Here is a 23197-nt window from a genome sequence, read left to right as displayed (position 1 = left end):
CGCGCGGGTCGCCGTCACGCGTCGGCCGCCGGGGCGCCGGGCACCGGCTTGATGCTCGACGCGGGCGCTGACGCATAGGTCGCTGCCGGCATCGGCTCGGGTGCGGACGTCGGCATCGTCGCCTGCGTCGATGCCGGTGCTGACTTCGTTGCAGATGCCGTGGCGGGCTCCGGCGCGGATGCGGATTCGGTGGACGCTGTCACGGGCGTCGAGACGCTCGCCGAAGCCGTCTGCGACACGCGCCGCCGCGCCGGGTCGAACACGAACGACAGCCCGACGCTGCCGAGGATCGCGACCGTCGCGATCACGGTCGCCATCGTCACGGGCTCGCCGAGCATCAGCGCGCCGATCGCGACCGCGACGATCGGGTTCACGTACATGCAACTGCTCGCGATGATCGGGCTCGTATGACGGATCAGGTAGCCGTATGCGACGTACGCGGCCATCGTGCAGAACACCATCAGGTACAGGAACGCGAACACCGGCCCCGCCGCGAGATGCTCGATGCGCTCGCCGAGCAGCCACGCGGCGAGCGTCGACATCAGGCCGCCGAGGCCGATCTGCAGCGACGTGGACAGGAACAGGTCGGACGGCAGCTTGAGCCGCGTCGACAGGTGCGCGCCGCCCGCCCAGAACAGCGCGCCGGCCAGCACGCAGATCGTGCCGAGCGCCGAGTTCGTGGCCGCCGCGCCGCCCGAATTCAGCACGAGGATGCCGACCATCCCGAGCGCGACGGCCACCCATTCGCCCTTCGTCACGGGCCGCCCCGCGACGGCCGCGATCACGGTCGCGAACAGCGGCACCGTGGCGACCATCACCGCGGCCGAGCCGCTGCTGACCGTGCGCATCCCGAGCGCGATCGTGCCGGACGACAGCGCGACGAGCATCGTGCCGACGATCGCCGTGTTGCGGATCTCGACGAGCGTCGGCCATTCCGGCTTGCGCCGCAGCGCGAAGATGAACAGGCCGATGCCGCCGAGCAGGTTGCGCAGCCCCGACAGCAGCAGCGGCGGGAACGACTGCAGCGCGAAGTGCAGGCCGCTGTAGGTCGAGCCCCACACGAAGTAGATGAATACGAGCGCGAGCGCGACGCGTCCGCCGCGGCTTTGCGGCAGGCGGATCGGGTGGCGGGCGAAGAAATCGAGGAGACGGTCGAGCGGCGTCATCGTTCAGCCTGCCCGCACGGCGCGCCGCGTGCTCCGCTGAAAGACGCCGGAAGGACCGGCAAACGGCCCGGACAGGACCAGGACGGCGGGAGCGAACGTGCGGAACGACATGACGATGCGAACGGCGACGAAGTAAGCCGGCGGAGCCGGCGGCAGAGGGACGGAAAACGTGTGCCACCGCTGCGATGGCGCATGCTCGGCATTATGGCATCAAGGATTCGAAAGGAAGCGGGCGTCCCGCTTGAAAGGTTGCCGACTGACGTTTCGGCGCGACACCCGGGGCTCGCGCGGCGCGCAGTCAGCGAACCGTCTCGACCTGCACCACCGCGCCGCCGTCATCGGCTGACAGCACGGTGATGCGCCGCCCGGACACCGTGTCGACGAGCGACTTGCCGGGCATCAACGGCGCGTCCTTCATGCCGTCGTTGCTGTCCGGCGTCGCATCGACGAGCGTGTTCTGAATGCTGCGGCCCGGATAGCGGACGATCCGCACGGCCACGCCATTGACGAACGGCGACGTGTCGGGCCAGTCTTCATACGTGCCCTTCGCTCCCCACGGACGACGAAATTCGAGCAGCAGGTAGGAGCCGTCGCCGCGCGGCAGGCGATAGCCCTGCTTGCCCGGCAGCGCGCTCCAGAGCGGGGCCAGGCGGTACGTACCCGGCGTCACGAGCAGCGGCACGTCGGCTTCGTCGAGCCACCCCGCGAACAGCTGGTAATCGACGGGATACATGCGCCGGCCGCCGCCGCCCAACGTATCGGCCGGATCGTCGATGCCGCCCGTCACGCAGTCGGCGCCGAGCATGACGGCGCCGCCCTCGATCGGGCAATTCCGCAGCGAATCCGGGTGCCCTGCGCCCAGCCCGTGACCGAATTCGTGCGCCCACATCCAGTACGCGTGGCCGGAGCCGTTCGACAGAATCCATTGCCCCGGCCGCGCCGCCAGTCCGGCGAATTTGCATTCGCTGGAGCGCGGGAAGTCGACGAACAGGTAGTCGAACGCACCGGGATCGACGCCTCGCACCCGCGCGGCGGCCCTCGCCTGATCGAGGATGGCGCCCGAATTGCAGCCGGCCGGGAACGCGCCGAGATCGACGTCCGTCAGCATCGTGCCGCCGAGCGTCAGTTTGCCGCGCGACGCCAATCCGACATAGTGCGCGAGCGAACCGAAATTCGCGCCGTCGCCAAAGACGGCCTTGCGGATCGGCTCCGCAGGATTCGCCGTCTGGTCCGTGAAATGCGCCGACATCAACAGCACCCGGCGATCGCCCGTCACGATTCGCACCGGCGACGGCACGTCGCCGTCATAGGTCCAGCGCGCGGCAGGCTGCTCGACAGCCGGCAGCATCGCGAGCGTGCCGTCCGTCGATTGCAGCGAAACGCGCTTGCCGATATCCGACCAGTGCTTGTTCCGCATCGCGAACGAACCGTCTGCGTCGAAGTCCGCTTGCCACAGCCGTGTCGTTGGATAATCGGTGCCATCGCAAGGCCACATGTTGACCGTGCCCGGATTCGACGGAGCCGCGCGCAAGCAGACGTCCCTGCCCTGCGATTCCGCGAGCACGTTCCTCACCTGGAAATAGCCGCTCGGGGTCCGCACCATCCGCCAGCGCTGCGCGTCCGCTCCCGAACACGACTGGAATCCGACGTACGTGCCGTTGCTCGTCGAAATCGCCAGGCAGAGATTCTCGCCGGTTGCGAGGTTTCTGATGGCGAGGCTCGCGTCGGCAGGTGCGGGCGGCTCGGGCGGCGGCTCGGGCGGATTCGGCGCCGGTGGCGGCTCGGCTGCCTCCGGCGGCTCGGGCGACTGCGGATATACCGGATCCGGAGGCGCCCCCGGCTCGTCGGACGCCGCGACGGTATCCGCAACGACCTCTTGCTCCTGCGGCACCGCCTTTTCCTGCTCGACGACGGCGGGCACGTCGGAACCATCCCCTCCACAGGCCGACAACGTCACACCCGCGACCGCGCAAAGCAAACTGAACGACCAGACACGCCGGAATACGACAAGACTCATATTCGATGACCAACCATGTAACGACTTGACAGGGAAACCGCGCGCGACCCGACCAGCCGGGCAGGTACGCCCGGTCTTCCGATTCGCAGTGCAGAAAAACGAGATGGACTTCACTGCGTCTCGATGCGGTTTGATCGACGCGTGCCGCGGCAACGGGTGCGGCACCAGCGGCGAGTGCGAACGCGTCTCGACCGCGGAGAGCCAATGCTAGATTCCTGACGATGCGCGAACAATCAGACATGTCCGAAATTCGTCAGCCTCCGTCACGCCGGCCCGGCAACCGGCAACCGAGAACGCATGGAACGACATGAGAGTGCGAACTGCGACGAAGTGAACCGGCGTGGCCGGCGGCAGGGAGACGCCCATTCGCACGCAACCCATTCGAAAGCTGTTTGGGCGCTATATGAAAGGCTGTTGACTGACGTTTTCTCGCGAGATCGATTATTTGACCCTGTTGGTTCAATTTTCCTAATGAACCGATTCCCGTTGCCGTATACCCGGCCATCACCCCGCCCACATGATGGGATTTCAGCTTAATAAACTGACAAATGCATCGATGCGGGCCCGGGAAGCAACAGGTTTTTCTCACATGGGTAGCTGGGTATGAACAAGCTGACAGGCACCATCAAGCTCAAGATCGCGATCGCATTCGGCGCTTGCGTGATCGTGATGATCGCGATCGGACTGGGAGGAATACGGGGGCTCGCCACGCTGAGTTCCGACATGAGTGCGATGTATACCGACAGCACCGTGCCGATCGAGGACCTGGCGAGCACCCAGGCGGGCGCGCTGCAGATGCGCCTCGGCCTGGCGCAGCTGGTCACGACGCGTGACGCGGCCGAGGTGAAGAACCTCGTCGATCGCATCCGCGAGCGCGAGAAAAAGATGCTGGCCGCGTGGAACGACTACTACCCGGCAAAGGTAACGGCCGACGACGAGCGCAAGCTCGCGGACCGCATCGCCGGCCAGCTCGGCGATTTCCGCGCGCTCGCGTCGACCGCGCTCGGCGCGGCCGAAGCGGGCAACGCCGACGCAACGGCGGCGGCGATCGACAAGATCCGCCCGCTCGGCACCGCGCTCACCGACAGCATCGACGAGGACATCGCGATCAACGCGAAGCAGGTCAAGGAAGCGGCCGACCAGGGCAATGACACGTTCCACACGCTGCTGTGGGTGTTGCTCGGTATCGTCACGATCGGCGTGGCCGCCGCGATCGGCGCGTGGCAGTATCTGCAGCGCGCGATCACGCAGCCGCTCGGCATCGCGATGAACGCCGCGCAGCGCATCGCCGAAGGCCATCTCGAGAACGCGATCGAGATCCGCACGAACGACGAATTCGGCCGCCTGCTGGTCGCGCTGCGCCAGATGGACACGCATCTCGCGGAGATCGTGCGCGGGATCAAGGCGTCGAGCGAGTCGATCTCGGTTGCGTCGAGCGAGATCGCGGCCGGCAACATGGACCTGTCGTCGCGCACCGAGGAACAGGCCGCATCGCTCGAGGAAACCGCCGCGAGCATGGAAGAGCTGACCGCGACGGTCAAGCAGAACTCGGACAACGCGCGCCAGGCGACGACGCTCGCGGCCAATGCGTCGGAGGTCGCCGACAACGGCAGCGAGGTCGTGCAGCGAATGCTCGTGACGATGACCGAAATCAGCACGAGCTCGTCGAAGATCGCCGACATCACGGGGCTGATCGAAAGCATCGCATTCCAGACCAACATCCTCGCGCTGAACGCCGCGGTCGAGGCCGCGCGCGCCGGCGAACAGGGCCGCGGCTTCGCGGTGGTCGCGGGCGAGGTGCGCAGCCTCGCGCAGCGCGCGTCGAGCGCCGCGAAGGAAATCAAGGAGCTGATCCAGCGCTCGGTCGAGACGGTCCGCGACGGCTCGGCGCAGGCGGAAGCGGTCGGCCGCACGATGGGCGACGTGCAGCAGGCGATCCGCCGCGTCGCGGACATCAACGCGGAGATCTCGGCCGCGTCCGAGGAGCAGAGCCGCGGGATCGAGCAGGTCAACATCGCGGTCGGCCAGATGGACGAAGTCACGCAGCAGAACGCGGCGCTCGTCGAACAGGCGTCCGCCGCCGCGCAGTCGCTCGAACAGCAGGCCGGGCAGCAGAAGCGCGCAGTCTCGGTGTTCAAGCTCGCAGACGGCGGCGCGACCGCGCCGGCCGCGGCACTCAAGGCGCCCGCTCCCGCCCCGCGCGCAGCGGCTGCGCGCCCGGTCGCGCGGCGCGCCGCCGCCCGCCCGGCGCCCGCACCTGCGGCTGCGTCGGCCGCACCGGCACTCGCCACGGCAGGCGGCGCGGACGACTGGGAAACCTTCTGACCGGCGCACGTGGCGCGCGGCACACGCCGTGCGCCGCGCCGCTTACGACCCGCCGAACCAGTTGTACCCCTGGTCGACCCAGTACCCGCCCGGATACGTGTTGGTCACGAAGATCTCCATGATGTGCTTCGGGTTCTTGTAGCCGAGCTTGGTCGGCATCCGCAGCTTCATCGGAAAGCCGAATTCGGGCGGCAGGCGATGCCCGTCGTACTCGAACGTCAGCAGCGTCTGCGGATGCAGCGCGGTCGGCATGTCGATGCTCTCGTAGTAATCGTCCGCGCATTTGAAGCCGACGTACTTCGCGCTCGTATCCGCGCCGACGCGCCGCAGGAACGCGCCGAACGGCGTGCCGCCCCAGCGCCCGATCGCGCTCCATCCTTCGACGCAGATGTGCCGCGTGATCTGCTCCGCATGCGGCAGCGCATACAGCTCGTCGAGCGTCCACACGCGCTTGCCGCTCACGCGGCCGGACAGCGCGAGCCGGTACGTCGCCGCATCGACGTGCGGCACCTCGTCGATCCCGTAGTACGCGTTGAACGGGAACGGCCGCGTCAGGTCCGCTTCGGTATAGGTCGGCGCGAGCCGGTCCGGGTTGAACAGCCATGCCTGCACGCGGTCGTTCATCCGCGACACCTTCTCGAGAAACGCGTTGACCGACGCATCGTCCTGCAGCGTGCAGCCGGACAGCATCGCGAGGCCGCCGAGCGTCAGGATGCGGCGGTTGAACAGGCGCCGCGACGGCATCGCGAGCTCGCGCCGCACGTCGAGCGCGAGCGCCTGCCGGTCGAGCGTCCAGCGCGCACGTGCGCGCGTGTCTTCGGGTTCGGACATGATGATCTCCTTGGTCGCGCGGGCCGTTCAGCGGCCGCGCAGCATCGCGAGCAGCGAGCGCGGCACCAGCAGCGCCATCGCGACGTGCACGACGAAGAACGCGACGAGCACCGACATCGCCCAGAAATGCACGACGCGCGCGTTGTCGTAGCCGCCGAGCAGCGTGCGCAGCAGCGGAAACTGCACCGACTTCCAGATCACGAGACCGGACAGCACCAGCACCACGAGATCGACGATCGCGGTCAGGTAGGCCGCGCGCTGCACCGCGTTGTAGACGCTCAGGTCGTCGTGCGACAGCTTGCCGTGCAGCGCGGCGCGCAAGTCGCGCCACACCGCGGCGGGCGTGACCGGCCAGAACTTGCGCGCGATGCGTCCGGTCGCGATCGCCATCGTCAGGTAGAAAATCCCGTTGCCCGCGAGCAGCCACATCGCCGCGAAATGCCATTGCAACGCGCCGCCGAGCCAGCCGCCCAGCGTGATGCCGTGCGGGAACGCGAACGGCGGATAGATCGGCGACGCATCGTAGATGCGCCAGCCGGACAGCACCATCACGATCGCGGCGAGCGCGTTGAGCCAGTGGCTCACGCGCACCCACGGCGGGTGAATCGAGCGCGCGGGCGGCGTTGCGGCCGCCGGCCCGGTGGCGTGAACGGTTTGCATGATGACGACTCCTCCAGTGGCGCGGCTGCCGCGCCGGCCGGGCGGCGCCCGCTGTCGCGAACGCATGACCGGGCGGGCGGCACATGCCGCGCGCGAACCATCCCGTCAGTTGGACGGGCTCATCTTGTCGTCCTGCTTCGGCTTGCCCATCTCGTCGTGCGACATGGCGCCCTTCTTCATCGCGTCTTTCTTCATCGCGTGCTTCGGCTTCTTCATGCCGTCCTTCTGCATCCCTTCGTCCTTCGACATCGCTTCGTGGCCCATCGCGTCCTTCGACATCGGCGCCTGATCCTTCGACATCGCGTCGTTCTGCGCATAAGCGCCCGTCACCGCGAACGCGAGGCCGGCGACGCAGGCTGCCATCAGTGCTTTTTTCATGACATCACTCCAGTACATGGGTTTAAGGAGCCGAATAGACGGACGACGCGGCGCCATATGACAGGCCGTCGCAAAATTTTTTTTCGCGACGCGCGCAGCCGCGCGATGCTGCGCTGCGCCGTCGGGTCCGCGCGGCCGCCGCCCCGTGCTCGGCGCGCGCCGTGCCGCCGCCACGCGCCGCGCGATGCCGCGGCCGTGCATCCGGCACGGATCTGTCCCCGGTTGAAACCGCCGCGAAGCCGGTGTATCGTGTGCGCTTGCTAACGCGGGGGTCCTGCAATGAGCCCGGTCAATAAACCGGCAATTGCGGGTGAGAAATACCCTTTGAACCTGATCTGGATAATGCCAGCGCAGGGAAGCGTACGGGCTTCGCCGTCATCCCTCTGACGAAACCCGCCGCCTCACGAATCTCGTCTCCTGCTTAGCTAGCGCCCCACATCAGGAGATCGCATGAACGCCAATCCGAAGTTTCTGTCCGCCGACGCGCACGTCGATGCTGCTGCCGTCGCGCCGCTGCCGAATTCGCGCAAGATTTACGTGACGGGGTCGCAGCCCGACATCCGCGTGCCGATGCGCGAGATCACGCAGTCCGACACGCCGACCGGCTTCGGCGGTGAAAAGAATCCGCCCATTTACGTCTACGATACGTCGGGCCCGTACACAGATCCAGAAGCAAAGATCGACATCCGCGCGGGCCTGCCCGCGCTGCGCCAGCGCTGGATCGAAGCGCGCGGCGACACCGAGACGCTGTCGGGCCTCACGAGCGATTACGGCCGCGAACGCGCGGCCGACCCGGCCACGGCCGACCTGCGCTTCCCGGGCCTGCACCGCCACCCGCGCCGCGCGCAGGCCGGCAAGAACGTCACGCAGATGCACTATGCGCGTCAGGGCATCATCACGCCGGAAATGGAATACATCGCGATCCGCGAGAACCAGCGCCGCGCCGAGTACCTGGAAAGCCTGAAGGCGAGCGGCCCGAACGGCGCGAAGCTCGCCGCGATGATGGGCCGCCAGCATGCGGGCCAGGCGTTCGGCGCCGCTGCATTCGGCCCCAATGCGCTCACCGGGATCACGCCGGAATTCGTGCGCTCGGAAGTGGCGTGCGGCCGCGCGATCATCCCCGCGAACATCAACCACCCGGAATCCGAGCCGATGATCATCGGCCGCAACTTCCTCGTGAAGATCAACGCGAACATCGGCAACTCGGCCGTCACGTCGTCGATCGGCGAGGAAGTCGACAAGATGACGTGGGCGATCCGCTGGGGCGGCGACACGGTGATGGACCTGTCGACCGGCAAGCACATCCATGAAACGCGCGAGTGGATCATCCGCAACAGCCCGGTGCCGATCGGCACGGTGCCGATCTACCAGGCGCTCGAGAAGGTCAACGGCAAGGCCGAGGACCTGACCTGGGAGATCTTCCGCGACACGCTGATCGAGCAGGCCGAGCAAGGCGTCGACTATTTCACGATCCACGCGGGCGTGCGCCTGCAGTACGTGCCGCTCACCGCGAACCGGATGACGGGCATCGTGTCGCGCGGCGGCTCGATCATGGCGAAGTGGTGCCTCGCGCATCACAAGGAAAGCTTCCTGTACGAGCACTTCGAAGAGATCTGCGAAATCATGAAGGCGTACGACGTGAGCTTCTCGCTCGGCGACGGCCTGCGCCCCGGCTCGATCTACGACGCGAACGACGAAGCGCAGCTCGGCGAGCTGAAGACGCTCGGCGAGCTCACGCAGATCGCGTGGAAGCATGACGTGCAGGTGATGATCGAAGGTCCGGGCCACGTGCCGATGCAGCTGATCAAGGAAAACATGGATCTGCAGCTCGACTGGTGCAAGGAAGCGCCGTTCTACACGCTCGGGCCGCTGACGACCGACATCGCGCCGGGCTACGACCACATCACGTCGGGCATCGGCGCCGCGATGATCGGCTGGTTCGGCACCGCAATGCTGTGCTACGTGACGCCGAAGGAGCACCTCGGCCTGCCGAACAAGGACGACGTGAAGGAAGGCATCATCACGTACAAGCTCGCCGCGCACGCCGCCGACCTCGCGAAGGGCCACCCGGGCGCGCAGGTGCGCGACAACGCGCTGTCGAAGGCGCGCTTCGAGTTCCGCTGGGAAGACCAGTTCAACCTCGGCCTCGATCCGGACAAGGCGCGCGAATTCCACGACGAGACCCTCCCGAAGGATTCGGCGAAGGTCGCGCACTTCTGCTCGATGTGCGGCCCGCACTTCTGCTCGATGAAGATCACGCAGGACGTGCGCGAGTTTGCAGCGCAGCAAGGCGTGTCCGAAACCGAAGCGCTGAAGAAAGGGATGGAGGTCAAGGCCGTCGAGTTCGTGAAGACCGGCGCCGAGATCTATCACCGGCAATGAGCGTCCCGATGGGCGTCCCGATGAACGTCCAATAAGCGCCGGATCGCTCCGCGATGCACGAAGCCCGCTTTCGAGCGGGCTTTTTTTGTGCACGTTGCGTACCCGCCGGCATCCGGGAAACAAATCATTACGAAAGCGCGAACACCCTAACAAGTCCTTACAACAGCTTCCCGGAGCGGCGCGTAGATTGGTTGCAAGCGCGGCCACCGATCGGGCGCGCGCCCTCCGTTCACAACATCAAGGACAACGATCATGAACTCGATCCGACGTATTGGGGTGTACGCATTGCTCGTCGCGACGATGGCCAGCCTGACGGCATGCGACTCGATGACGAGACGTCAGCGCGACACGGCCATCGGCGCGGGCGTCGGCGGCGTCGCCGGTGCGGCGATCGGCGGCAATGCGCTGTCGACCCTCGGCGGCGCGGCCGCCGGCGGCATCATCGGCAACCAGGTCGGCAAGTAGGCCCGTCGCGCCCTCGCGGCGCGCAGGCCGAGCCGGACCGGACGGCGCTACCCGCTTGCGGCAGCGCCGTTTTCGCATGCGCGCCGGCGGCGTGGGCCGCGTGGATGACGGTGCGATGTGGAGTACGTAGCATCTTGTGCATTGCGCAATGCGATGTCCGCGGCGGTTCCCTCAGCGGTTTCCGTACCGGTACGCGAAATGATCCGTTACCGTTTTGCATACCCTGTCACGCACACGCAACCTAAGCTAAAGCATCGGCGCTTCGCCTGCCTCGCCGGGGAGACATCATGACCAGAACCTTCGTCGCAGCGGCGCTCGCGTGCGCGTCTCTCGCCGGCTGCTACTACCCGTACGGCTACTATCCGTCCGGCTATTACGCGGCGGCGCCGGTCCAGACCGCGCCGGTGTATGTCGAGCCCGCGCCCGCCTACTACTATCCGGCGCCCGCCTATGCACCGGCCTGGGGCGGCTGGTGGGGGCCGGCGGTATCGCTCAATTTCGGCTTCGGCGGGCGCGGCGGCGGCTGGCATCATCACCACTGAAGGCCGCGCGCGACGGCTCGCGAGCCGTCGCGAATCTACCGTTTCTTGTCATTTCATCCAATCGTGAAACGTCGGCCGGGATACGCGGTGTAAGATGCAGCGCATCCCCTTCCCTGCCCTGCGCGTCACGACCGATGTCACCTAAAAATGCCTGCCTGCTGACCGTGCTCGCCGCCCTGTGGGGCGCGTCGTTCCTGTTCATCCGAATCGGCGTCGCCGAGTTCGGCGTCGCGCCGCTGATGGTGCTGCGCGTCGGCATCGGCGCGCTGTTCCTGCTCGGGCTCGCGCTGACGCGCATTGCGCCCGCCACGCTCGGCGCGCAACTGCGCCGCCATGCATGGCCGCTGTTCGTCGTCGGTGCGCTCAACTCCGGCGCGCCGTTCTGCCTGTTCGCGTTCGCGGAACTCACGCTGTCGGCCGGCGTGACGTCGGTGATCAACGCGACGACGCCGCTGTGGGGCGCGCTCGTCGCGTACGTGTGGCTGAAGGACAAGCTGTCGCTGCCGCGCGCGCTCGGCCTCGTGATCGGCTTCGCCGGCGTGCTCACGCTCGTCTGGGACCAGGTTGCGAGCGCGCACGGCGGCGCCGGCGCGGGCGCGACCGCACTCGCCGCGGCCGCGGCGCTCGGCGCGACGCTGCTGTATGGCATCGCGGCCAACTACACGAAGCGCAAGCTGACCGGCGTCGACCCGCTCGTCAACGCGACCGGCAGCATGATCGGCTCGACGGTGCTGCTGCTGCCGTTCGCGATCGCGACCTGGCCGGCCGCGCCGATCGGCGCGCACGCGTGGGGCGCCGTCCTCGGCCTCGGCATCGCGTGCACGGGCATCGCGTATTTCATCTTCTTCTACCTGATCGCGCACGTCGGGCCGGCCCGCGCGATCACCGTGACGTTCGTGATCCCGGTGTTCGGCCTGCTGTGGGGCGCGCTGTTCCTCGGCGAACACGTGTCGGCCGTGATGCTCGAGGGCTGTGCGATCGTGCTCGCCGGTACGGCGCTCGCGACCGGCGTGATCAAGCGGCTGCCCGGCATGCGGCCGGCGACCTGACCAACGCGCGGGCGTCGGCCTGGCCCGATGCCCGCCCGGATGCGCGCCGGACGCGCCCGCATGGGCGCGTTTTTTGCGTTCGCGCCGCCTCTCCCGCATCACGGTTTCCGTTGATCCATGTCGATGCCTGCGCGCGCCTTCCCGCCGGACCGGGTTGTACGCGCAGAGCGTGTGGAGTTACCCTGATACGCCAACCGGGCGTATCCCGCTACACTCGGAACACTTATCCGCAGGAGGCGGCCAAGATGGACCTCGTTCTACCGCGCCTGCCTGCGCGCGCGGCCGCTTCGGCGGCGCGCCGCGACACTGCGTTGCCGTTCGTCCCGGGGCGCCGCTGACATGCCGCAGACCCGTGGCCTTTCACTCGAATCCTTGCTCGAACGCCTCACGCCGACGCCCAGCGGCTGGGTGACCGACTATCGCGGCGTGACGCTGCGCAGCGTGTTCCAGCCGGTGCTGTCGATCACGCACAAGCGCGTCGTCGGCTATGAAGCGCTGCTGCGCGCGACCGATGCGAACGGCGAGACGCTGTCGCCCGGCATCCTGTTCGAGCAGCAACGCGGCGTCGCCGACGCGCTGCTGCTCGACCGGCTCGCCCGCTGCCTGCATACCGCCAATTTCGTCGCGCAAGGCATCGGCGACGGCTGGCTGTTCCTGAACGTGACGCCGCGCGTGCTCGATTCGGGCCTCGTGCAGCGCGAGTTCGTCGAGTTGCTGTGCAAGCATTTCGCGTTGCCGCCGAACCGCGTCGTGCTCGAGGTCGTCGAGCAGCCGTCGCGCGACGAAGCCGCGCTCGCCCGCACGATCGACATGATCCAGCACCGCGACTTCCTGATCGCGATCGACGATTTCGGCACCGGCTTCTCGAATTTCGACCGCGTGTGGCGCGCGAAGCCCGACATCGTCAAGCTCGACCGCTCGCTCGTCGAGCGCGCGACGTGGTCCGCCGAGGACCGCCGCATCATGCATCACCTCGTGTCGATGCTGCATCAGGCCGGCGCGATGGTGCTCGCGGAAGGCGTCGAGAGCGACGACGCACTGCAGGCGCTGATGGAAGCGGACATCGATTTCGTGCAGGGCTTCCAGTTCGGCCAGCCCGACCCGTCGATCGCCCGCGCGAGCGCGGCGGCGCCCGCGCTGCTCGATGCCGCGTGGAAGCGCTTCATCGCCCGCCGCCACGCGCAGACGAGCACCGCGCAGCCGGGCTTCGATGCGATCGAACGGCTCGTGCTCGCCGGCGCGGCCGCATTCGCCGCGAGCGGCGACCTGCACAACGCCGCGCAGCGCGTGCTCGTGATGCCGTCGGCGCGCCGCGTGTTCGTCACGAACGAGATCGGCGAACAGTTCCTGCCGTCGATCAGCGCGCAGCCCGACGAGCGCAATCCGGCCACCACACGCCTCGCGCCGCTGTTCCCGGAAACGCACAGCAACTGGTCGCGGCGCCCGTACTTCCAGCGCGCGATCGCCGCGCCGGGCCGCGTCGCGCTGATGGGGCCGCACTTCTCGCTGACGGAAGGCCGCGATTGCTATACGGCCGCCGTCGCGACCCGCGTGCACGAGCGGCTCGTCGTGTTCTGCGTCGACTTCGTGCTCGACAGCGCGGGCACGATCATGCGCTGACGGCGCGCGTCAATCCACGATCTTCCCCCGCCCGGACTTCACGACGCTGCGGCGCGCCTTGTGCTCCAGCCGCCGCTCTTTGGACGCGCGCGTCGGCCGGGTCGCGACGCGCGCGCGCGGCGTGACGGCGACGCCGCGAATCAACGCGTCGAGCCGCGCCAGCGCGGCTTCGCGGTTGCGCTCCTGGGTCCGGTGCTCCTGCGACTTGATCACGACGACGCCGTCGCGCGTGATGCGCTGATCGGACAGTGCGAGCAGCCGCTCCTTGAGCAGCGGCGGCAGCGACGACGCGCGGATGTCGAAGCGCAGGTGGATCGCGCTCGACACCTTGTTGACGTTCTGTCCGCCCGCGCCCTGCGCACGCACCGCGGTCCATTCGATCTCGGCCGGATCGAGCGTATAGCGGATCATCATCGCGACGCCTCCGTGGCGCACCGCGCGAGCGCCTCGGCGATGCGCGCCGACAGCCCCGAATCACGCTGCGTGCGCGTCGCGATCGCCTGCGCGAGCACGCGCCGCCCGCCGATCACCTGCACGCGCGTGCGCGCCCGCGTCACCGCCGTATAGACCAGCTCGCGCGACAGCACGCGGCCGAACGTCGCCGGCAGTACGAGCGCGGCTTCGTCGAATTCCGAGCCCTGCGATTTGTGAACGGTCAGCGCGAACGCGGTCTCGTGCGGCGGCAGCGCGGCCGGCGACACCGCGCGCGCGGTACCGTCCGCCCGCTTGAACCACACGCGCAGCACGCCCTGCGCGTCGGGCAGCGCGATGCCGATGTCGCCGTTGAACAGCCCGAGCGCATAGTCGTTGCGCGTCACCATGATCGGCCGCCCGGTGAACCAGTGCGCGCCGACCGCGAGCGGCACGCGCGCGGCGCGGCGCACGTGCGCCGCGACGAGCGCATTGACGTGTTCGGCGCCGCGCGCCCCGCCACGCGTCGCGCACAGGATCCGGAAGCGGTTGAGCGCGTCGAACAGCGGCAACGGGTCCGGCGCGGCGGCAGCGAGCGCATCCTGCAACGCGTCCAGATAGGCGGAAAAGCGACGCGCGAGCCGTTCGACGGTCGTCGCGGCGAGCGCGTCGCCGGCATCCTCGTGGAACGATGCGGCGGCCGCGTCGCTCGCCGGCAGCGCGTCGAGCGCCTCCTGCACGTCGCCGCGGCGTATCGCCAGCGACAGGCGGCCGATCGGCGAATCGAGCCCGAAGCGGTAATTGCGCTCGAGCCACACGACGCAATCCGCGAGCGGCGCCGGTGGGGTTGCTTCAGCCGCTTCAGCGGCCTCGACGTCCTCCCGGGAAACGGGAATCATCGCCGCGACGCGCTGCGCGGCACCGGCATCGAGCGGCGGCAACGCGGCCGCGTCGAGCCACGCGAGTTCGTCGGCCTCGATCCATGCGGGCCCATCGTCAGCGTCGTCAGCGTCGTCGGCGTCGTCGGCGTCGTCGGCGTCGCCCGCGGCTTCGTCGGCCGTCGCCACAGCCGCAGGTGGTTCATCATCGAACAGCGACGCCTGGCGGGGGCCGGCCGGCGGCGGCGCGACCCGCGTGCGCCCGATCGCGACCGCCGCCGCGGCTGCGTCCGGCTCCGCATCGGCCGGCGTCGGCAGCGCCGCGACGAACGCCGCTTCGTCGATGCCGAGCGCCTGCGCGATGCGTGCGCAAGCTGCCGCACTGAACGACGGCCGCGCGCTCAGTTCGGCGAACACGGCGCCCGCCTCGACCGCGGCAAGCTGGTCCTTGTCGCCGAGCAGCACGAGCCGCGCGCCCGGCGCGAGCGCGTCGAGCAGATGCGCGGCCAGCGCGACGTCGATCATCGACGCTTCGTCGACGACGATCAGGTCGTACGGCAGCGGGTTGTCGCGATGATGGCGGAACCCCGCCGCCCCGCCGCCGCCCAGCAGGCGGTGCAGCGTATACGACGTGTTCGGCAGGCGCGCGGCGAGTTCGGGCGGCAGATCGCCGGCCCGTGCGTGCAGCGCTTCCTGCATCCGTTGCGCGGCCTTGCCGGTCGGCGCGGCCAGCGCGATGCGCAGGCCGGGATGCGCGTCGAGCAGGCACGCGAGCACGCCGACGACGGTGGTCGTCTTGCCGGTGCCGGGACCGCCGCTGACGATCGTCACGCGGCCCGTCAGCGCCACGATCGCCGCGACGCGCTGCCAGTCGGTTTCGCCGGTCGCCGGCCCGAAGTAGCGGGCGAGGCGCTCGCGCAGCACGTCGGGCGCCGGCGCATCGTCGGCCGCCACCGCGCCCGCCTGCGCGACGAGCGCTTCGGCGAGCCGCCGTTCGTACGCGAAATAGCGCGCGAGGTAGAGACGGTCGTGCCGGTCGACGATCAGCGGCCGCTCGTCGCCGCGCTCGAGCGCGCCGAACGCGACGACGCCGCTCGCCGCGAGCGCCGCGCGCACGTCGGCGAGCGGTTCGTCGTAACGCTGTGCGAGCGCGCCGAGCGACACGCACACGTGTCCGCCGGCGGTCGCGCGGCTGGCCGCGAACGCGGCGCGCGCAGCCCAGCGCGCCGCCGCGGCCGGCGCGCCCGCACGGCGCGCGAGATCGCCGATCCGGCGCGCGAAGCCTTCCGCGAGCGCAATGCCGAAATCCGCGGGCTCGGGCAGGCGCGCGACGAGGCCGCCGGTAAACTCGAGCGTATCGTCGGGCGTGCTCATGCGCGGCCCCCTTCCATCATCCGGTCGAGCGCGTCGACGAGCTCGCGCGCGGGCCGCCGCGCATGCACGCCGGCCGGCCCGCCGCCGCTGCGCCAGCCGGGCCGCACGCCGCGCACGAACAGGTACAGGTAGCCCGCGATATGCGTGTCGTAGTCGTAGTCGCGCAGCCGGCCGCGCAGGTAGCGATGCAGCGCGACCGTATAGAGCAGCCCCTGCAGGTGATACGCGTGATCGGCCATCGCCGCGTCGAGCGCGCGCGGGCCGTAGGCATCCGGCGTATTGCCGAGATGGTTCGATTTCCAGTCGACGATCCAGAATCGGCCGTCATGTTCGACGATCATGTCGATGAAACCCTTGATGTAGCCGGCGAGCACGCCCGCCTCCAGCGCGACGTCCGGATACCCGTGCGCGACCAGCAGCCGGCGCAACGCGGTCAGGTCCAGCGACGGCGCCGCGAACAGGAAGCCCATTTCGTTGAGCCGCCTGGCCGGATCGAGCCCGGCCAGCCGCATGCCCGGCACGAGCTCGGTGCGCACGACGTCGTCGACGAGCCGCGCCATCATCGCGGGCAGCCGCTCGCCGAGCTCGGGCTCGGCCTCGACGGGCCGGTCGTGCAGCGCGCCGAGCGCGGCCGCGTGCCACGACCCCGGATCGGTGAAATCGCTCAGCTCGAACAGGCGGTGCAGGCACTCGCCGGCCGCCGCGCCACGCGGAAACACGAGGATGTCGTCGTCGGGCGGCACGGCCTCCGGCCACCCATCGCCCGGATCGTCATCCGGCGCGAGCGCCGCGAGCGCATCGTGATCGGGCCGCAGATCGTCTTCCGGCACGGCCGCGACGCCCGCCTCCTCGCGCGCCATCGACGCCGTCAGCGAACTGAAGCTCGCCATCCGCCACGCATCCCGCAGCAGGCGCGACGCCAGGCGCGCCGCCAGCGCCTCGTTCGCGTCGTGTCCGGCCGCAAGCCGCTCGCGGCGCGCGGGCACCGGCAGCGGCGCGACGCTCACGGCGCCGCCCGCGAGCGCGCGCCACGCCTGTTCGAGCGCCGCATCGTCGGGCGGCTCGTCGAGCCACGCGTCGAACGACCCGCCGCCGCCGGCCACGAGCCAGTTGAGCACGCTGCGCCGCGATTCGCGCGTCGAGCGCGACGACAGGTACGGCCCCGCGACGAGATAGCAGCGGTAGACCGCGCGCGTGAGCGCCACGTAGACGAGCCGCGCGCGCTCCGCCGCCTGCTCGCGCAACGCCTGTCGCGCCGCATGCTCGGCGGCCGCGTCGTCGCAGCCGTAGTGCAGCACCGCATCGCCCGCTTCGTCGTGATATTCGCGTGCGTCCGGCAACCCGGACGCGAACGGTTCGCGCAGCGCGCCGTCGTTCAGGAACGGGCAGAACACGATCGCGTATTCGAGCCCCTTCGATTTGTGCACGGTCACGATCTGGACGAGGTTGCGATCGGATTCGAGGCGCAGCTGCGCGTCCTCGCCGCCGCCGTCGAGCCGTTGCGCGGCCAGCCAGCGCAGCGTCGGCGCGATGCCCGGCTGCGCCGACGCGCGCGCCTGCGTCAGCTCGGCCAGATGGTTCACGTCGGTCACGCGGCGCTCGCCGTCGGCGCCCGCCATCAGCCGCTCGGCGATCCGCAGCTCGCGCGTGAACGTGCGCCACATCACCGCGAAGCCGCGTTCGCGCCACACCAGGCGGTAGCGCGAAAAGCGCTCGACCCAGCTCATCGCATCGGCGCCGTTGGCGGCAACGATAGCGGCGGCATCCGCGCCGGGCGCATCATCGCCGCCCTGCTCCATCCGCCACAGCGCGTGAGCGTCGAGGCCGAACCAGTCCGACGCCAGCGCCGCGCGCAGCCGCCGCAGGTCGCCCGGCGCATCGATCGCCGCGAGCACGCGCTCGAGCTGCTCGGCGTCGCCGGTCGAGAACACCGATGCCTGCGCGAGCTCGACGCTGCCGATCCCCCATCGCGCGAGCTCGCGCTTCACGAGGCTGCCCTGCTTGTGCGTCTGCACGAGCACCGCGACGTCACCCGGCGACAGCGGCGTATCGCCGAGCCGCACGCGGCCGTCGCGCGCGCCGCGCATCAACCGGGCGATCTCCGACGCGCACGCCTGCGCGGCATACGCTTGCGCGTCGCGCTTGAGCCATACGTCGTCGCCGTCCGGCAGCGTCCAGATCCGGAAATCGCCCGCCGGGCCCGCATCCGTCTCGTCGGCCAGCGGCGCGCGCACACGCGTGCCCGCGCGCACCGGGTAATAGTCGAGCCCGTCGAGCACGAACGCGCGCGGGTTCGACTGGAAGAAGCGGTTGCACGCATCGACGATCGCCGGCGTCGAGCGCTGGTTGACCGCGAGCGTGTAACACGCGCTCGCCCGCGCGCGCGCGGCCAGGTACGTGTGCAGATCCGCCGCGCGGAAGCTGTAGATCGCCTGCTTCGGATCGCCGACCAGGAACAGCGGCCCGCCGGGCGCGAAGATCCGGTCGAAGATCGCGAACTGCAGCGGATCGGTATCCTGGAACTCGTCGATCAGCGCGGCCGGATAGCGCGCGCGCAGCGTGTCGGCGAGCCACGGATGCTCGTGCAGCGCGTGATACAGGTTCGCGAGCAGATCGTCGAACGACACGATGCGCCGCGTGCGCTTGCGTTCGGCCAGCTCGCGCGGCGCCTCGTCGAGCCAGGCGGCGATCAGCGCGAGCCAGCGCGCGCGCTGCACGGCCTCGGCCGCGGCCACCGCCGCGTCGAGCGCGTCCGCGATCTCGAAGAACGGGTGCGCGGGCGTCGCGCCGCCCTTCTTCGTCGCCTTGACGAGCGCCGTGCGCGTCAGCTTCAGCGCGGCCTTCGGCAGCGCGGCCGTCGCATCGGCTTGCGCGAAATGCGCGGCCCATGCGTCGAGCGCATCGGCGATCGCCTCCGGCTTGTGCGAGCGCTGGTTGAGCGCCGGCTGCGCGGCGCGCAGCAATGCGTCGAGCGCGTCGCGCTCGGCCGCCCACATCCGGGCCGCCTCCGCGAAACATTCCGCCGCGGCCGCTTCCGCCGTTTCGTCCGGCTCCGCGACGCCGTCCCAGCGCAATGCGGCGAGCGGCTTCTTCAGCCGGCGCGCGAGCTGCGCGTCGAGCGCGGCCGGCCCCGCGCCGGATTCGACGAGCCACGCGGCGAAGCCCGGCCAGCGCGCCGCCATCGGTTCGACGCGGGTGCGCCAGAAATCCGCCGCGAGCTCGAAGCGCAGCGCCGCATCGTCGGCCTGCATCTCGAACGCGAACGGCATCGCGGCCGCGAACGGGGCCTCCTGCAGCGCGCGCTGGCAGAACGCGTGGATCGTATGAATCGCGGCCTGGTCGAAGGCGCGCAGCGCGCGCCGGATCCGCTTCGCCGCCGTCTCGGGATCGAGCACGCCGCCGTCGCCGAGCGTCGTGTCGACGAGCCGCGCGATGAACGGATCGCCGCCGTCGTCGCCGGTGTCGAGCGCGTGCGCGAGCTGCGCGAGCCGGCCGCGGATGCGCTCGTGCAATTCCGCGGTCGCGGCCTTCGTGAAGGTCACGACGAGAATCTGGTCCGCGCCGAGATCCTTCTCGAGCAGCAGGCGCACGTACAGCGCGCAGATGTTCCAGGTCTTGCCGGTGCCCGCCGACGCCTCGATCTGGTTGACGCCGTCCAGCGGACAGGCGAACACGTCGAGCTCGAGCGACGCGTGCGGATGCGATGCGCCGCTCATGCCGCCTCCCTCAGGTGCTCGACGAGCGGCTCGAACACGAGCCGCGCGAGCGTGCCGAACGGCTCGTCGAGCGACGGATTCGCGCCGCGCCACGCGATCGCGAGCGCGGGATCGTCGGCTTCGCTCACGACCCGGTCGTTGATCCACACGCTTGCCGCCTTCGCTTCGCTGTCGGTCACCCGGGCCCACGCGCTGCGCGGAAAGAAGCGCAGCGGCATGCGCCGGCCGGCCCTGAACAGCGCGGCGAGCGGCGCGAGGCGCTCGAGCGGCGCCGCGACGGGCGTCAGCTCGAACGCGCCGCCGCTGCCGAACCACAGCGTGCGGCGCGGCCCGTCCGGCACGGCTGCGCAGTAGACGAGATGCGCGAGCCATGCGGACAGGTAGTCCCGCGCGCTCGGCCGCGCATAGCGGAAGATAACCTGCCCCGCGGCCGTCACGCGATTCAGCGTGCCGTGCAGCGCGAGCGGCGCGGCCGCCGCGTCGCGCGACAGCGCCGCGTCGAACGGGCCGAACAACGCCTGCTCCGTTGCGGGCCACGCCGGCGCGACCTCGATCGAGAACGGCAGGCGCTCGGCGCCGTCGGCGAGCGCCTGCCGCACGTTCGTCGCCAGTTGCGTCAGCGAACCGAGCGCCTGGTCGCGCCACACGGCCCCGGTCGCGCCGCCCGGCAGCTCCGGGCTCGCGTCCGCGATCCGCAGCGCATGGTCGCGTGCGCGCGCGTCGCCCGATTCGATCAGGAGCGGCAGCACGCGCTCGGCGAGCGCGTCGCTGCCCGCGTAGTCGAGCGCGAATGGCTCGGTGTCGAGCAGTTCGGCCTGCGCGTCCGCGAGCACGATGCCGAGGCGCTCGCGCAGCAGAGCGCGCGCCGGGTGACGCCAGAAGCGCTCGAAGTCCGCGAACGCGACCGGCTCGACGGGCTCGGCCGGCAGCGGCTGCGCAAAGAACGCCGCGGCGCGCGCGCCGTCGCGCGACGGCTCGGCGGCCAGCAGCGCGGCGAGCGACGCCCGTTCCGCGTCATAGGAAAACAGCGGCCCTTCCGGCCGGAAATACTCGGCGGCGAACGGCTGCAGCGGATGCTCGACGAGGAACGCGCGACGCGCGGCGTCGACCGCGTCGGGCGCGGCGTCGGGACCGGCCGCGACGAGCGCGAGATGGTCGAGCAGCTCGTCGACGAGCGCGGCCGGCGGCAACGGCGCGTTGTCGCGGATGCTGCGCCCCGTGTAGGCGATCATCAGCCGGTCGCGCGCGCCGAGCACCAGGTCGAGGAACAGGTTGCGCTCGTCGTCGCGCCGCTGCCGGTCGCCGAGCTTCGGCAGCACGCCCATCAGGTCGAACTCGTCGGGGCGCGCGAGGCTCGGCAACACGCCGTCGTCCATCCCGAGCAGGCACACGATCCGGTACGGCAGCCCGCGCAGGCTCGTCAGCGACGAGAACGTCACGCCGCCCCACGGCACCCCGCCGCGAGCGGGATCGTCGAGCGCGGCGGCCAGCCCCGCGCGCACGACGGCGGCGGGCAGCCGTTGCTCGGGCGCGCCCTCCGCCATCGCCGCGAGCATCGCGTCGAGCGCGTCGCGCACGCCCGCGAGCGCGTCGGCGTAAGCGGCGCCGGAATCGAAGAAGCGCGCGAGCGTGTCGGCGAACAGCTCGCTCCACGCGCGCGGCGCGTGCGGCTCCGACACCCGCCGCGCGAACCCGTCGAGATCGTCGGTAAAGCGCGCGAGACGGCCGAGCAGTTCGGCCTCGCTGCCGGTCGCGGCCTCGATCGGCAGCCAGCCGCCGACCGGCGCCGCGCCGTCCGGCATCGCGTAGCCGAGAAACAGGCGTGCGAGCGCATCCGAGAACGTATGGCGCGGCGACGGCACCAGCGCGTCGTCGCTGGCTTGCGGCGCGAGCCCGCGGCGCGCGCCGGCGGCCGCCAGCCAGGTCTGCACGGTTTCGAGCGCGGCCGCGTCGATGCCGTAGCGCGCGGCCACCGCATCGACGCGCAGCCATTCGACCAGCTCCGGCGCGCCGACCTGCCGTTCGGGCAGCGCGAGCCAGTCGAGCAGCACGCGCGCGACCGGGTTCGCCTGCGACGGCGGCAGGCCGGAAATCCGGTACGGGATGCGCGCGCTGCCGGCGCCGGACGTGCCGAACACCGCGTCGATCAGCGGCCCCGCCGCGGCGAGATCGGCCACCGCGACCAGCACGTCGGACGGCCGCAGGCTGTCGTCCGCGTCGAACCATGCGAGCAGGCGGTCGTGCAGCACCTCGAGCTGGCGCGCGAGACTGTGGCACACGTGCACTTCGATGCCGTGTTCGGCCGGCGGCTCGCCGAGTTCCGCCTCGGACTGCAGGTCGAGGATCGCGTTCTGGATCCGCGCGAGCCACGTCGGCGCGGGATTCCCGACGTAGCGCGACGCGTCGCTCGACGCCGCGCTTTCGGTCAGCTCGTGCAGCATGTGCAGCTGCGCCTGGGTCTGGCGGCCCCATTCGGCGAGCAGCGGATGCCCGACTTCCTGGTAGTCGAGCCGCCCCGCCGCGTCGAGCGCCTCGGCGTGCGCGGCGGTGACGATGTCGAACCAGAATTCACGGCACGGATTGAGCGCGTAGATGCGCACGTCGATCCACCTCGACAGCTCGCGCAGCAGCGCGACGTGCAGCGGCGGCATCGTCGGCAATGCGAACACGCTGACCGATTCCGGCCAGTCCGCGCGCGCGACGGTGTCGAGATCGAGATGCCGCGCGTCGCCGAGGAAGCGGTGCGCGGGCGGCGTGCCGCTGTCGCTCAGCTCCGCGAGCAGCGCGCGCCACAGCGCCGCCTGCCAGCGCTCGTCGTCGCGCGCCGCGTCGCCGATCCCGCGCGGCGCGCCGTCGCCCGCGAGCACCGACTCGCCCGCCTGCCACGCGGCGAGCCATTCGGGACGATAGGTCAGGTAATGATCGAGCACCGTCGCGACGCGCTGCGCAAGCTCGTAGCGCATCGCATCGTCGGACGCGGACAGATATCCGGCGAGCCGCGGCGACGCAAGCCAGGGCGCATCGCCGCTCGCCTGCGCGAGCAGCCGGTAGCAGCGCCACACGAGGCGGTCGGGCGCGAACGGCGAGCGCGCCGGCACCGTCATCACGCGGCCGATCTGCGCCCACAGCCACTGCGCGAGATAGGTAAACTCGACGTTCGCGCACACGCCGTGGCGCTCGGCGATGTCGAGCTCGAGACGGCGGCGCAGCGCCGCGCTCGGCACGATGATCTGCTGAGGCGCCCACGGCGCGTTGCGGGCCGGGAACGCGGCCAGGTCGTCGAGCAGCGCGTCGGCCAGCGTTTCGTGACGGTTCGAATAGAAGAGATGGAGCATCAATCAAGCATCGGGACGTCGCGTCGGCGGGCCGGGCGAACGGAAGCA

15 protein-coding genes and 1 riboswitch are annotated in these 23197 nt (G+C 70.2%); of the genes, 6 read left to right on the top strand and 9 right to left on the bottom strand.

Annotated features, from left to right (window positions below):
- Positions 1 to 14: 14 nt before the first annotated feature.
- Both HWX31_RS06105 and HWX31_RS06100 read right to left on the bottom strand, forming a co-directional pair.
- Positions 15 to 1166, bottom strand: coding sequence for an EamA family transporter (locus HWX31_RS06105; protein WP_174965309.1), 1152 nt, complete (start codon positions 1164 to 1166; stop codon positions 15 to 17).
- A 298-nt stretch (positions 1167 to 1464) separates the two neighbouring features.
- Positions 1465 to 3087 carry an RICIN domain-containing protein gene (locus HWX31_RS06100; protein ID WP_244143662.1) on the bottom strand — a complete coding sequence of 541 codons (1623 nt, stop codon included), beginning with the start codon at positions 3085 to 3087 and terminating at the stop codon, positions 1465 to 1467.
- Between the two features lie 699 nt (positions 3088 to 3786).
- Between HWX31_RS06100 and HWX31_RS06095 the strand changes: the two genes are divergently transcribed.
- Positions 3787 to 5508 carry a methyl-accepting chemotaxis protein gene (locus HWX31_RS06095; protein WP_175933880.1) on the top strand — a complete coding sequence of 574 codons (1722 nt, stop codon included), beginning with the start codon at positions 3787 to 3789 and terminating at the stop codon, positions 5506 to 5508.
- A 42-nt stretch (positions 5509 to 5550) separates the two neighbouring features.
- On the opposite strand, the gene HWX31_RS06090 is transcribed toward HWX31_RS06095, so the two are convergent.
- The 3 genes from HWX31_RS06090 to HWX31_RS06080 all read right to left on the bottom strand — a co-directional run bounded on the left by HWX31_RS06090 (position 5551) and on the right by HWX31_RS06080 (position 7377).
- On the bottom strand, positions 5551 to 6339 hold the full coding sequence (locus HWX31_RS06090) for a molybdopterin-dependent oxidoreductase (protein WP_174966082.1): 789 nt from the start codon (positions 6337 to 6339) through the stop codon (positions 5551 to 5553).
- A gap of 27 nt (positions 6340 to 6366) precedes the next feature.
- Positions 6367 to 6999, bottom strand: coding sequence for a cytochrome b/b6 domain-containing protein (locus HWX31_RS06085; RefSeq protein ID WP_076474675.1), 633 nt, complete (start codon positions 6997 to 6999; stop codon positions 6367 to 6369).
- A 105-nt stretch (positions 7000 to 7104) separates the two neighbouring features.
- Positions 7105 to 7377 carry a pentapeptide MXKDX repeat protein gene (locus HWX31_RS06080; protein ID WP_174966083.1) on the bottom strand — a complete coding sequence of 91 codons (273 nt, stop codon included), beginning with the start codon at positions 7375 to 7377 and terminating at the stop codon, positions 7105 to 7107.
- A 257-nt stretch (positions 7378 to 7634) separates the two neighbouring features.
- Positions 7635 to 7752: riboswitch (TPP riboswitch) on the top strand.
- 75 nt (positions 7753 to 7827) lie between these two features.
- Between HWX31_RS06080 and thiC the strand changes: the two genes are divergently transcribed.
- The 5 genes from thiC to HWX31_RS06055 all read left to right on the top strand — a co-directional run bounded on the left by thiC (position 7828) and on the right by HWX31_RS06055 (position 13435).
- Positions 7828 to 9759, top strand: a complete 1932-nt coding sequence (thiC, locus tag HWX31_RS06075; RefSeq protein WP_059614549.1) for a phosphomethylpyrimidine synthase ThiC — start codon at positions 7828 to 7830, stop codon at positions 9757 to 9759.
- Positions 9760 to 10011: 252 nt separating this feature from the next.
- A complete protein-coding gene (locus HWX31_RS06070) occupies positions 10012 to 10224 on the top strand; it encodes a glycine zipper 2TM domain-containing protein (protein WP_059659578.1) in 213 nt (70 codons plus the stop codon).
- Positions 10225 to 10511: 287 nt separating this feature from the next.
- Positions 10512 to 10766, top strand: coding sequence for a hypothetical protein (locus HWX31_RS06065; protein WP_174966084.1), 255 nt, complete (start codon positions 10512 to 10514; stop codon positions 10764 to 10766).
- Positions 10767 to 10900: 134 nt separating this feature from the next.
- Positions 10901 to 11815, top strand: a complete 915-nt coding sequence (locus tag HWX31_RS06060) for a DMT family transporter (RefSeq protein ID WP_174966085.1) — start codon at positions 10901 to 10903, stop codon at positions 11813 to 11815.
- A 339-nt stretch (positions 11816 to 12154) separates the two neighbouring features.
- The gene (locus HWX31_RS06055; protein WP_174966086.1) at positions 12155 to 13435 is read left to right on the top strand and encodes an EAL domain-containing protein; all 1281 of its coding nucleotides are present in this window, start codon (positions 12155 to 12157) and stop codon (positions 13433 to 13435) included.
- Between the two features lie 9 nt (positions 13436 to 13444).
- Here HWX31_RS06055 and arfB read toward each other — a convergent pair whose 3' ends face one another.
- The 4 genes from arfB to recC are packed head-to-tail and all read right to left on the bottom strand — an operon-like array spanning position 13445 to position 23149.
- A complete protein-coding gene (gene arfB, locus HWX31_RS06050) occupies positions 13445 to 13849 on the bottom strand; it encodes an alternative ribosome rescue aminoacyl-tRNA hydrolase ArfB (protein WP_059715641.1) in 405 nt (134 codons plus the stop codon).
- Entirely contained in the window at positions 13846 to 16098 is a 2253-nt protein-coding gene (locus HWX31_RS06045) for an AAA family ATPase (protein ID WP_175933879.1), read from the bottom strand. The genes arfB and HWX31_RS06045 overlap by 4 nt, the downstream gene beginning before the upstream one ends.
- Positions 16095 to 19814 (bottom strand): exodeoxyribonuclease V subunit beta, encoded by a 3720-nt coding sequence (recB, locus tag HWX31_RS06040; protein ID WP_174965682.1) that lies wholly within the window; start codon positions 19812 to 19814, stop codon positions 16095 to 16097. The genes HWX31_RS06045 and recB overlap by 4 nt, the downstream gene beginning before the upstream one ends.
- On the bottom strand, positions 19811 to 23149 hold the full coding sequence (gene recC, locus HWX31_RS06035) for an exodeoxyribonuclease V subunit gamma (RefSeq protein WP_174965696.1): 3339 nt from the start codon (positions 23147 to 23149) through the stop codon (positions 19811 to 19813). Before recC ends, recB begins: the two co-directional genes overlap by 4 nt.
- Between the last annotated feature and the right edge of the window lie 48 nt (positions 23150 to 23197).

This window comes from Burkholderia ubonensis, assembly GCF_902833085.1.
Lineage (GTDB): Bacteria > Pseudomonadota > Gammaproteobacteria > Burkholderiales > Burkholderiaceae > Burkholderia > Burkholderia ubonensis.
This window is presented reverse-complemented; position numbering and strand designations above follow the sequence as displayed.